The sequence below is a fragment of the Paenibacillus sp. J22P218 genome, assembly GCF_056269195.1.
Window position 1 is genome coordinate 591,049 of the sequence record NZ_JBWDNL010000001.1, and the last position, 12,167, is coordinate 603,215.

Annotated in this window: 11 protein-coding genes; 8 read left to right on the forward strand and 3 right to left on the reverse strand. The window is 49.1% G+C overall.

Annotated features, from left to right (window positions below; all coding sequences use genetic code 11):
- The first annotated feature begins 1 nt into the window (after position 1).
- The 3 genes from AC0YN0_RS02660 to melA all read left to right on the forward strand — a co-directional run bounded on the left by AC0YN0_RS02660 (position 2) and on the right by melA (position 3,540).
- The gene (locus AC0YN0_RS02660) at positions 2-733 is read left to right on the forward strand and encodes a nucleoside phosphorylase (RefSeq protein ID WP_475819865.1); all 732 of its coding nucleotides are present in this window, start codon (positions 2-4) and stop codon (positions 731-733) included.
- Between the two features lie 260 nt (positions 734-993).
- Positions 994-1,917 (forward strand): AraC family transcriptional regulator, encoded by a 924-nt coding sequence (locus tag AC0YN0_RS02665; RefSeq protein ID WP_475819866.1) that lies wholly within the window; start codon positions 994-996, stop codon positions 1,915-1,917.
- 120 nt (positions 1,918-2,037) lie between these two features.
- Positions 2,038-3,540, forward strand: coding sequence for an alpha-galactosidase (melA, locus tag AC0YN0_RS02670; RefSeq protein ID WP_475819867.1), 1,503 nt, complete (start codon positions 2,038-2,040; stop codon positions 3,538-3,540).
- Between the two features lie 17 nt (positions 3,541-3,557).
- Here melA and AC0YN0_RS02675 read toward each other — a convergent pair whose 3' ends face one another.
- Positions 3,558-4,181, reverse strand: coding sequence for a 3'-5' exonuclease (locus AC0YN0_RS02675; RefSeq protein WP_475819868.1), 624 nt, complete (start codon positions 4,179-4,181; stop codon positions 3,558-3,560).
- 582 nt (positions 4,182-4,763) lie between these two features.
- Between AC0YN0_RS02675 and AC0YN0_RS02680 the strand changes: the two genes are divergently transcribed.
- Complete coding sequence (locus AC0YN0_RS02680) at positions 4,764-6,005, forward strand: MFS transporter (protein WP_475819869.1); 1,242 nt, start codon at positions 4,764-4,766, stop codon at positions 6,003-6,005.
- Positions 6,006-6,059: 54 nt separating this feature from the next.
- Here AC0YN0_RS02680 and AC0YN0_RS02685 read toward each other — a convergent pair whose 3' ends face one another.
- Positions 6,060-7,550 carry an RtcB family protein gene (locus tag AC0YN0_RS02685; RefSeq protein ID WP_475819870.1) on the reverse strand — a complete coding sequence of 497 codons (1,491 nt, stop codon included), beginning with the start codon at positions 7,548-7,550 and terminating at the stop codon, positions 6,060-6,062.
- Between the two features lie 287 nt (positions 7,551-7,837).
- Here AC0YN0_RS02685 and AC0YN0_RS02690 point away from each other — a divergent pair, with 287 nt between their 5' ends.
- The 3 genes from AC0YN0_RS02690 to AC0YN0_RS02700 all read left to right on the forward strand — a co-directional run bounded on the left by AC0YN0_RS02690 (position 7,838) and on the right by AC0YN0_RS02700 (position 10,561).
- Entirely contained in the window at positions 7,838-8,977 is a 1,140-nt protein-coding gene (locus AC0YN0_RS02690; RefSeq protein ID WP_475819871.1) for a glycerate kinase, read from the forward strand.
- 138 nt (positions 8,978-9,115) lie between these two features.
- Positions 9,116-9,721, forward strand: a complete 606-nt coding sequence (locus tag AC0YN0_RS02695) for a pentapeptide repeat-containing protein (RefSeq protein ID WP_475819872.1) — start codon at positions 9,116-9,118, stop codon at positions 9,719-9,721.
- 3 nt (positions 9,722-9,724) lie between these two features.
- Complete coding sequence (locus AC0YN0_RS02700) at positions 9,725-10,561, forward strand: nucleotidyltransferase domain-containing protein (RefSeq protein ID WP_475819873.1); 837 nt, start codon at positions 9,725-9,727, stop codon at positions 10,559-10,561.
- Positions 10,562-10,635: 74 nt separating this feature from the next.
- Here AC0YN0_RS02700 and AC0YN0_RS02705 read toward each other — a convergent pair whose 3' ends face one another.
- Positions 10,636-11,367 (reverse strand): EcsC family protein, encoded by a 732-nt coding sequence (locus tag AC0YN0_RS02705; protein ID WP_475819874.1) that lies wholly within the window; start codon positions 11,365-11,367, stop codon positions 10,636-10,638.
- A gap of 316 nt (positions 11,368-11,683) precedes the next feature.
- On the opposite strand from AC0YN0_RS02705, the gene AC0YN0_RS02710 reads away from it, so the two are divergent.
- Complete coding sequence (locus AC0YN0_RS02710) at positions 11,684-12,160, forward strand: GNAT family N-acetyltransferase (protein ID WP_475819875.1); 477 nt, start codon at positions 11,684-11,686, stop codon at positions 12,158-12,160.
- Positions 12,161-12,167: the final 7 nt, after the last annotated feature.

A 12,167-nucleotide genomic window follows, 5' to 3' on the forward strand; every position in this document is an offset into this window, starting at 1 on the left:
CATGTCTACTATGTTGCCTATATTGCAAGTAAATCCGGAAGACTTGCCCGAATACGCGATCGTATGCGGCGATCCTCGCCGTGCGGAGCTTATATCGCGCAAGCTGACGAATGCGAAGGAGCTGGCGTTCGCGCGCGAATATCGTACGTTCGTTGGTGAATACGAAGGTGTTGCTTTGGCCGTAGTCAGCCATGGCGTCGGTTCTCCCGGGGCAGCCGTATGCTTCGAGGAGTTGATCCGCGGCGGCGTGAAGACGTTGATCCGCGTGGGTACGGCGGGCTCGTATTCGGCTGACCATCCGGCGGGAAGCTTGATTGTCAGCACGGCTGCCGTGCGTGCGGAAGGTCTTACGCATCAGCTCGTTCCGGCTGGCTTCCCAGCCGTTGCCGACAGCGACATCGTTGCGGCGCTATACGAATCCGCTTTGGAGAGCGAAGGCATCGTGAAGAAAGGCATTACGGTAACATTGGATGTGTTCTTCTCAGGCGTCGTCGATGTTCCGCACAAGCAATACAAAGCCGCAGGCGTGCTTGCCGTAGAGATGGAGATTGCGGCATTGTATGTGGTTGCATCTTTGCGCGGCGCAAGAGCGGGCGCGATTCTTGCCTTGGATGGCTACGCCGACTCCGATCTGGCGGGCGAATACGATCCGCATACCGATGTTGTCGCGAAAGCGGTCGAGCGCGAGATTGATACGGCGCTTAAGGCGATCGTGAAGCTGGCTTCTGCTTAGCAGAAGGCGATCGACGCGAGAGCATAATATGCACTTATTACACTTGGTAGAATAACTGGAGTAACTCCCTCTATTTCAGAAGAATCATTCGTATTCTGAGGAATAGCTGGAATTTCTCCAGTTATTTTTGCTTTGGAGGCTCTTCTTGAGCGGACATTGTTCAGGTTACGGTTACCATGCACACGGATTTTTGCGGCTATGTCATTCTTGAGACAGGTTTGATATGCTAGGGGGACTAGGAAAGACAGGGGGAAACGGTTGTGAGCGGCGCGCTATTCAAGACGGACTGGCTGGATCAAAATGTTCATCCGCATGTATATGCCTACTACTTTAAGGAGTGGTCGAACTATACGATGAGCGATCATCGGCATGATTCGATCGAGATCATGTATGTGATATCGGGTCAGTGCCGAATTGAGCTCGCGGCTACAACACGCCGTCCGGAGCGCTCCTTCTCGCTGAAGAAAAACGAGTTCATCATTCTAGACGCGAACGAGCCGCATCGGCTCATCGTGGACGAACGCGGCCCATGCCGAATGCTGAACGTGGAATTCGATATGCGCGAGAAGGAAACGGCGTTTCCTTCGATCCGACAGCTTGCCTCCGAGGATGAGGATGTGAACCTCTTGGTTGCACAGCCATCGTCTTATTTGGTGCTGCGCGATACGAATGATCTATATCCCGTGCTGAAAAATCTCGTTCTCGAGCTCGATAATCGGGAGAAGTCCAGCCGCGTGCGGACGCAGCTGCTTTTTGCCCAATTGATTATGACGATTGCACGTATCTATAGCGACGATCTGAAGCAGGGTGCGAATGCGGCGGATCTCTATGTGAAGCAGGCTACGGAGTACATGCATCATCATTATGATCAGGATATACAGGTAAAGGACATTGCAGCCGCCGTCAATCTGCACCCCGGCTACCTGCATCGTCTATTCACGGCGAATACGGGCAAGACGATTACGGTGTACTTGACGGAGCTGCGGATGGAGAAGGCGAAGATGCTGCTGCGTCAGACCGACATTGCTATAGCCGATATATGCGATTACGTGGGAGCGCAGAGCCGACAATACTTTCATGCGATGTTCAAGAAGTATACGAATCAGACGCCGATTGCTTACCGCAACTCGTTCAATACACATAACATGGACGGTTGGAGAAAACCTGAAGGATTAGGAAAGTGACGATTTCTGACAGGTTGCCGCTTAGGTAGTCACAATATTGATAACGCTTCCGATTTATCGTTGCTACAATGAAGTTGAGCTTGAACAACGATAGTTAATTATGAATCGGAGGGTGAACTTATGTCATCATTCAAAATCGCTTTTATCGGAGCCGGCAGCATCGGCTTCACGAGAGGTTTGCTGCGCGACCTGCTTGCTGTGCCGGAGTTTCAAAGCATTGACGTCGCTTTTACCGATATTAACGCACATAATCTGGGCATGGTAACGGAGCTGTGCCAGCGCGACATTAACGAGAACGGTTTATCGATTCAAATTCAATCGACGACGGATCGCCGGGAAGCGCTTAAGGATGCAAAATATATTATTTGTACGATTCGCGTCGGGGGACTTGAAGCTTTCGCGACGGATGTGGACATCCCGCTGAAGTATGGCGTCGATCAATGCGTGGGGGATACGCTGAGCGCTGGCGGCATTATGTACGGTCAACGCGGCATCGCCGAAATGCTCAATATATGCCGGGATATCCGCGAGGTTGCCGCTTCTGATGCGCTGCTGCTGAACTATGCGAACCCGATGGCAATGATGACGTGGGCTTGCAATAAGTATGGGGGCGTACGTACGATTGGCCTGTGCCACGGCGTACAGGGCGGCCACTGGCAGATAGCTGAAGCATTCGGACTGAAGCAAGAAGAAGTCGACATTATTTGCGCGGGCATCAATCACCAAACGTGGTATATCCAAATCAAACATAATGGCGAGGATCTGACTGGCAAGCTGCTTGAGGCGTTCGAAGCGCATCCGGATTTCAGCCGCACGGAGAAGGTTCGCATTGATATGCTGCGCCGCTTCGGTTATTACAGTACCGAATCGAACGGACATTTGAGCGAATATGTGCCTTGGTATCGGAAGCGTCCAGAGGAAATTATGGATTGGATTGATCTCGGTTCATGGATTAACGGCGAGACGGGCGGTTACCTGCGCGTATGCACGGAAGGGCGCAATTGGTTCGAGACCGACTTCCCGAACTGGATGAAGGATCCGGCAAATGAATTCAAGAGCGAGCTTCGCAGTCATGAGCATGGCTCATACATTATTGAGGGGCTCGAGACAGGTCGAGTCTATCGCGGACACTTCAATGTCGAGAATAAGGGTGTCATTGCGAACTTGCCTAATGATGCGATTATTGAAGCTCCTGGTTACGTTGACCGCAACGGCATCTCGATGCCGACAGTCGGCGACCTGCCGCTAGGTCCGGCAGCCGTATGCAATGTGAGCATATCGGTACAGCGTTTGGCTGTTGAAGCAGCTGTTCATGGCGACGATAAGCTGCTGCGCCAAGCGTTCATGATGGATCCGCTTGTCGGAGCTGTGTGCAATCCGAAGGAAATTTGGCAAATGGTCGATGAAATGCTGGTGGCGCAGGAGCAATGGCTGCCGCAATATACGGATTCTATCGCTGCCGCAAAGAAGCGTCTTGCGGAAGGTCCGTTGCTGCCGACGAAGGATTATGCAGGTGCGGCTCGCTTGAAGGTGAAGACGGTCGAGGAAATGCAGCAGGATCGTGATGCGGCGAACAAAAACGCCGGCGAGTCCGATAAAGGCAAAGAGCGCGCCAGCGTCTAGCACGCTTCAGTCCCTTACTAGCCCAAACGAGGCGCGTATTGCAGTTCAATGGGGAACAGTACGGCATTGTCCGGACTCCATTTGGGCGGACCGTATTTCTTAATATAACCAAGCTTATTCAGATCGCTTGCTGCGGATTGCTCTCTGTCCATCTCACGGAACAGCTCCCAGCAGGCGAGTACGTCGTTCAGGGCGCGATGACCGCCGATGAGCGGAATGCCGTATTTGTCGCACATATCCTTGAGCGTATGCGGATAGTGATCGCGCATACGGCTCATTGTCAGCGTATCGATAAACGAATTGCGGAACGAGCGGCCGGCAATACGCATTAGCGAATGGTGAAGGAAGCCGAGGTCGAACAGCGCATTATGGGCAATAAGCACATTGTCGCCGATCATTCGGTTCAGGATGCGGAACGCCGTATCCTCGTCCATGCCCCCGGCGGTCATCTTGTCCGTGATGCCCGTCAGCTCAGTAATCTTCGGCGACAACTTGCCGTCGAACGTAACAAGCGTGCTGAATTCGCTGGCGATCTCGCCGCCCACGCAACGGATGGCAGCGATCTCGATGACGCGATCCTTAGCCGGATCAAGTCCGCTAGTTTCAAAGTCGATAACCGTATAGTTAAGAGCATTATTCATTACTGGAATCACCACATTTTCATCATATAATAAGTTCGGAAGATTCAATTGCTACGATAAAATATTCGACAACGTTCGGTAGATCCCTTTCAAAACAAACAAAAAAACGCCTCATTCCGCTCAGAAAGAGCTGAAGAATGAGGCGTTCTTTATTTCTCGTATGGATGCTTAGTGGTTGTTTCCGGATGCGTTTCCTTTTTTGTCGGACGATTTCGTTGTCGTGTTTTTGGCCCCATGGCCTTGCTGTTTGGACATGTCTGTTCACCTCCTATCGATGGGATCAGGTTAGTATGCGATGCGATTATAGCAGGTTATACTTCAAAGCTGGGCCGTTTCATCGAAGTTTGCGGTTTTCAAGCAGGGAATGGGCGTTTAATTAGAAGAACTACCGAATAAGAAGGAGGAAACAGGTTGCTGCGTTGCGATTATCCGACGATAACCTGCTTTTTCACGAAGAGAGCGCTTTCGTAGGGCGATGCCGACCCACAATCCTATGTTAGAATGGACGCAAAGACATAAAAATACAAAAAAATGATGACGGTTAATCGGGGGATGCAGCAAATGGCAGGGACGAGCACGAGTTTGAGTACCAGGTTAAGGTCAATATGGGGGTTTGCGAAGAAAGAGCAGCTGCCGCCGGAACGAAGACTGAGCAAGGATGCAGTCACCGCGTTAATCATTCATAGCTGCTTTCAATTTGGCGCTTCGATGTCGGGGCTGTTTCTTAATCTGTATTTATGGCGGCTAACGCAGGATTTGACGGTCAACGGCATCTATAACATCGTCGTCTTCTTGCTGACACCCCCTACATTCGCGCTTGGCGGGTGGCTGTCGAAACGTCGCGACCGGATGGTTACTTATCGTCTCGGTATTGTCCTCATCGCATTATTCTACTTGATGGTCGTTATAGCTCAAGAGCAAGTTGCTCAGTACTACATAATGTTCGCTATCTTTAACGGTATAGCTGCTGGTCTGTATTGGACCGGCTACCTCGTCATTCAATATGATGTGTCGACAGATGCGAATCGTATCCGGTTTCTTGCTATCAACATGGTCGTGTTCAATTCTGCAGGGCTTGCCGGACCAGCGCTTGCGGGATTCATTATTCAGAGGAGCGAAGGTTTGCAAGGCTACATCTTCATCTTCATGCTCGCGTTTATCATGTTCGTCATTGCCGCTATTGTCAGCTTCCGCATCCCGATGGTCAGAAATCATCACAAGGCGTATTATTTGAAGTTCATGGGGCTTGTGATGAGCAAAAACAGACAGTGGCTGAAGGCGTTATACAGCTTCCTCGTGCTCGGTTTGTTCCAAGGCATCATGCTGTTTCTTCCCAATATTATGTTGTTCCAAACCGTAGGCCGTGAGGATTGGGTCGGTTATCTGGGTGTATTCTTCTCGTCGCTGACGGTTGCGACCGGATATGTCATTTCGAGGATGGCGCAGAAGGAACATGTTCGCAAATATGTGATGCTGTCTACAACGGGAGTCGTGATCGGTTCGGCGCTGCTACTGGTGCGAATGGAGTTTTGGTCGGTAGCTGTATTCATGATCCTTTTCTCGATCTGTAATCCGCTGGCTGTCAACACGCTTACCTCGTATTATTATCGATTGATCGGTACGCTGCCGCTCAAAGGTCAGCTTCGCGTCGAGTCGGTCGTCATGCGCGAGTTGTTCTTAAATGTTGGCCGTGTTGTGTCCATCACGCTGCTCATCTGGCTAGCCGCTGATCTAGAGTCGGCATGGATGCCTATTGTGCTGTTCACCATGGCAGTGCTGCAATATGTGCTTGTGCTGCTGATCAAAGAGAAGCAGGAAGCTTAACAAAAAGGGGGGCTGTTTCTTAGGTTGATCACCTTAGAAACAGCCCTTTACTAATTAACCTTTGATTGTTAGGATCGGCTCAACCTCGGCAACGACGTTCGCCATGCCATGGTCTTCGTGTGTCTCAATAATGGGATTGATGTCCTTGTAAGCATAAGGTGCTTCTTTCTTGAGCTCTTCTTCCCATTTCTTGAGTATGTCCTGACGCGATTTGATATCATTACGGTTAGGATCGATCGGCGTTATAACATGAAATTTGTCCATAAAGTCCCGGAATGCCCTATCGTCTACCTTAAGCGAATCGCCGCGCGACAGTTTACGGCCAGCGCCGTGGCTGGCGCTAAAGAGGCTGTCTCGGTTACCTAATCCTGAAAGAATGTAGCTCTTTGCACCCATGGAGCCAGGTATAAATACGGGCTCACCGGTGTACTGAAAAGGCGTGTTAGCCATCTGTTCGGCGGACTTTGCCGTACAAGAGCCTTTGCGATGAATGAAGCCTTCGATGCCGTCAATCGTTTCCTGCCATATAAAGTTATGCGGCGCGTCGTATACCAGCTTAAAGTCAAAGTCGCCAACGACACCGCGAAGCGATTTGTTCAGCATAAGACCTAAAAAAAGACGATTGGCAAAAGCGAAGTTGGCTGCATTGTGCAATAGCGACCAGTAGCGAGTCCATTCCGTTTTGTAACGATCGGAATGAGGGAGCACGTAAATGCCGTTATCGGGATGTTTCAGCGAGCTGGGAAAGATGCCCTTGAGCATTTCTCGTATGTTCATGCCGGCATGGTGTCCAATGGAGACGGAGCCGGTATGAATCATGACGACAATCTGATCTTTCTTGATCCCCCAAGCGCTTGCGATCGGGTGATTGCGGATATTGACAACCTTTTGAACTTCTACGAAATGATTTCCTCCGCCGATAGAACCGATTTGACTGTCATATGAAACATGATCATTGCCTAGATAGCTGTCCAAACCGATGACATCCTCAGTAATGAATGAGCCTAACCGGTTTACCTTATTCAGGTCCTCTTCCTGCTGCTTCGCATCGAAGTAGGCCCATAGACCGATGCCTCCCAGTGATTTATGGGTATCGAGAATGCCGATGAGTCCTTCTTTCAAGATAGATTCCCGATGGATCCGATTCATTGGGATGTGACGTCCGCCTTCAAAAAAAACATTGCGGATTTCCGCTTCAATCTGCTTCCTCCGCCGTCTTATGTCCTCTTCGTTCAATGAAGTGGTGTAGAGCCTCATGCCGCAGTTGATATCGTTGCCGACTGCCTGCGGAATGACAAACCCTTTCGTAAACATCGTCGTACCGATCGGAATACCACTGCCTTTATGGAAGTCGGGTGTAATCGATACTTCGTGCATGGCGGCATTATCGTCTCTAAAGTAGTCAGGAGAAAACGATTTAAGAGATTCGACCGTATCATTAACCTTAAGTAATTGATCTAGCTCTTCAATTGCGTTTTTCTCAATTTTCATGCTGTCGCTAATGAAAAACTTCACTGCTATGTTATTGCTATTTTTTATGATCAAATCATGTTCCATCCTTTGTCGTAATCACGGATGAAACGAGTGAACAAGCGTTCAGTATCGTGCTCCGTGATATTAAATGGTAAATCTTGAGTTGGTATTAAAGTCTTCTTCCTTATGGGGTACTTCGTTGAAATGCATATGCATGGCACATCATCCTTTTTCTTGTAATAGATCGATTATAACATCGGATATCGATTGAATGGAACATTCTGCTCATTGCGCATTTACGATTTCTGCGAAAAGTCTATATAATGGACCCAAAGGTACATGCAAAGGAGAACTGAGAAATGAAAGTTGTGCTGGCATTTGATTCGTTCAAGGGCAGCTTAAGCTCGGAGGCGGCAGGAAGGACGGCCGCTCAAGCGATCCGTTCGGTATTTCCGGATGCCGAGTGCGACGTTATTTCCCTAGCCGATGGAGGAGAAGGGACAGTCGCCGCAGTGGTCGAGGCTGCCGGCGGTTCCTATGCATCGCTGCAAGTAACCGGTCCTTTAGGAGAAGCGGCGACAGCTGTAATCGGACTCATTCATGATGATATTGTCGAAGGACCGACGGCCGTGCTGGAGGTAGCTTCGATATGCGGCCTAACGATGGTGCCGGAAGGAGATAGAGATCCTTATCGTACAAGCTCTCAAGGAGTAGGCGATGCCATTATTCAATTGCTAGATCGAGGGATTCGAAGTTTTGTTGTAGGACTTGGAGGGAGCGCGACGAATGACGGCGGAATGGGCATGTTGGCTGCGCTCGGAGCAGAGTTTAAAGACAGCTTAGGCAATCGGCTTCGCGGGAGCGGGGGCGAACTGATGTCTATCGCATCGATTGAATGGACAGGAATAGATTCTCGTATTAAGCAGAGCGAGATCAAAATAGCGACCGATGTGAGCAATCCGTTATGCGGTTCTACTGGCGCAACGATGGTGTACAGCAAGCAAAAAGGCGCAACGCCTGAGCAGCAGGTTAGTCTTGAACGGGCGATGGAGACGTATGCCGATTACATTGAGGGGGTAGCAGGATCCTCATGGCGACTAATTCCCGGGGCAGGAGCGGCAGGCGGTCTCGGATTTGCGTTACTCGCGCTCGGCGGGGAAGTTGTCTCCGGCGCAAGCTGGTTGATCGATGCCGTATCGCTCAGAGAACGAATGAGAGACGCCGATTGGGTTATAACAGGCGAAGGACGCAGCGACAATCAGACAGTATACGGCAAGCTGCCGATTCAAGTGGCGACTGCGGCGTCAGAGACAGGAACGAAGTGCATGCTTCTGTCCGGGAGTCTCGGCGATCAGATTGAAGAGCTGGAAGAAAGATTCGATGGCTGTTTCTCTATCGTGAACGCGCCAGCCTCCTTGGAAGCTTGCATGGAGCAGGCGGAGAAGCTGCTGGAACAGGCAGTCCGACAGTTGTTCAAGCTGCTGCGCGCAAAAGGTTAGATGGCAGCGTCCTGCCTTTATCTAAAAAATAAAACGCTTGACTTTTGATAGGAATTAGACGGCTCTTGACACCCCTGTGTTATATTGAAAAAAGTTATTTCATGCTTTAGCTCAATAGACAGGCACAGGAGGTTTATCATGTTTCAACACAGCAGTCAAAGATACGAAGGGGTAGACTTTAGCTCACAGGATTTAAGGTATGGGGAGCTGATCAGTTGTACCTTTAATCGGTGCTCGTTTGCAAACGGTTCGCTTGAGGAGATTACTTCGAGCAACTGTCGGTTTATTGAATGCGATTTTCGCGGGGCTATGCTTAATGGCTCGATACATAAAGAATCGGCGTTCGAGAACTGCAGCTTTAATGGAGCGAATCTATTTGTCTCGAAATTTGATAAATGCAAGATGACGGGTTCGGATTTTTCTGGCTCATCCATGGATGGGATAACTATATTTCAAGGCGATTGGTCTTATACAAACTTAAGATACTCAAGACTAGTCAAGCAGGATCTGCGAGGAATTAAATTTTTTGAAGCGGACTTATCTGGAGCTAACCTGGAAAAAGCGGATCTGAGAGACAGCGATCTGACAATGGCTTTGCTGGCGAAAGCAAACGTACAAGGGGCTGACTTAAGAGGAGCGAATATGGAAGGTGTAGATTTTAAAACCTTTTCCATCACCGGGATGAGGATGGATAAGGAGCAAGCTGTGTTGTTTTCTATATCGCATGGAGCTAAGGTGGTGTAGCCATTGGAACACGAAAATACGATTTCTATGCTTGTTAACGATTTAAAACAGGTAAACGGCGTGAAAGCTATCGTACTCGGCGGTTCAAGAGCGAGGGGCAGCCATCATGCCCAATCGGATATCGATATTGGCTTATATTACGATTCCAGCAGTGAACTGGATATTCAAAAGCTGCAACAGGTTGCCGCTCATCTGGATGACGCCGGCAGGCCGCATTTAGTTACCGAAATCGGCGGATGGGGGCCATGGATTAATGGTGGCGGTTGGCTGGTTGTTAATCAATATCCAGTCGATATTATATATCGCGATCTGAATAAAGTTCGTGCCGTCATGGAGCAATGTCTCTCAGGCGACATTACCGCCGACTATCAGCCGGGGCATCCGCACGGATTTATGAATTCGATTTATTTCGCAGAGGTCGCGTTATGCAAAGTGTTATGGGATCCATCTGGCATTATTGGAGAAATGAAGACCAAGACGATTCCCTATCCAGCTGAATTGAAAAACGCGACGATTCAGAAGTTTTTGTGGGAAGCATCATTTGCGCATGATACAGGAAGAAAAGGCATCAATAAAACAGATTTAGCCTACATCGCTGGATGTGTATTTCGGTCAGTATCCTGTTTGAATCAAGTTTTGTTCGCAGTGAACGAATGTTACTTGATGAACGAAAAAGGAGCGGTTGCCATTGCGGATTCCTTCCGAGTCGCTCCAAGGCAGTACGCTAAAAGAGTAAATGATATAGTCAGTTTGGTTGCAGAGGATCACGCACAATTGGAGAAGTCGTTCAACGAGCTGTATGACTTGATTGAAGAAACAAAGTCATTTTGCTATAAGTGAACGAATGAATTTTATAGAGAAAGTATAGTGAAGCTTCCGGAATAACCGTCGTCTGCATCATGTAGTGCGTTTCATTAGTCTTCTTTTAATCTTCGCAAGCGGTAAGCGTTCATTGCCGATTCGCCAAGCTCCTCGAGAATGGTGTAATTCGCCCATGCGCCTGCCACCGCTCCGATCCCCGGAACCATCTGCAGCATTTTTCGAAAATCGATTGCGTCGCGGTATTCCTTTTGGAACGTCTCCCAGTCCATATGCTTGGAGTATTCGTTATCCGAGAACCACAGCTCCTTCTCCTTATCCCAATGCTTAATCGAATCTAATAGCATGGCGCGTTGATCGGGTCCGGAGAATGCCAGCTGGAACACTTTAAGAATGAACACACGCTCGGGAAAATGTTTCGTGTCGTACCCGTAAACATGAGCCAGCTCAAACAGAAATTTCATCTTGATTGCGATTAACGCAGGGAAGTCCACGATATTAAGCATAATGCCGCCTGCCCCCGTACCGGCGCCTTCGGCAGTCGCGATTTTTTGGTATAGGGAAAGCAAACGCTTCGCCTCTTGATCGGCGAGTTCAAGATGGAGAGTCTGCTGCACCGGCCTTTGAGGCGTATATTCCGCTCCGAACAGCGCTGTACGGACGATCGACTTGATGGTTGCCGTAATGACATCGTGCACCTTAGGCGGAATCAAGTCGTTAATTCGTTTACCGATCGTCTTCGATGTTCTCTCCAACCATCCCGGCGCTTTGAATAACTTCTGCTCCCATGCTGCGATTTCGTCGTACACTTTCTGTTCGTAATTCAATGCCGATCGCTCCTTCAAACTAATTTGGCTATATTGTACCGGAGAACGCCGCGAATCGGAACGGCCTGCAGCCGGTGGCGGAACCCGACAAAAGTCGTGGATTTTGGGGTTGGAAAAAAAGCCCGTCAGCTCACAGGAATGGAGTTGACGGGCTATACGCATCTTATTCAATTGACTCCCTAAAAAAGCCATGGATACATAATAGTCTATAAAAAATTTCAACATAAGTCTATACCTTTTTTAGCTTAAATTGTATGGTGTTAAAGCGGCCGCGATTAACTAGCATTTTACTAAGAAATTGAAGGGAGAGCCCTGCATGATATCGCTCAGAAAAATCACGTTGGATAACCGACGTGCCATTTTTAACCTAGAAGTAACGGATGATCAACGGCGCTTCGTTGCGTCCAATCTGTCGAGCGTGGCTTCGTGTTACGTCCTAGCAACCAATGGGGGTCATCCATTTCCGTTTGCCATTTATAAGGATGATCAGCCGGTCGGTTTTGTTATGATAACGTATAGAATTACCGGATATGAGCTTCCGAGAATCGCAGACGACAGCTATTGCATCCTGCGACTGATGATTGACAAACAGCACCAGAACAGGGGCTACGGTCGGGAAGCGATGCACAAAATATTGGAATTTATCCGTACCTTTCCGGCAGGGCCGGCACGGTATTGCTGGATATCGTATAAGGCGGATAACCTACCAGCCAACAAGCTTTATGAAAGTTTCGGCTTTCGAGATAGCGGGGAAATCATAAATGACGAGTTAATAACCGTATTGTCACTTTGATTGACTA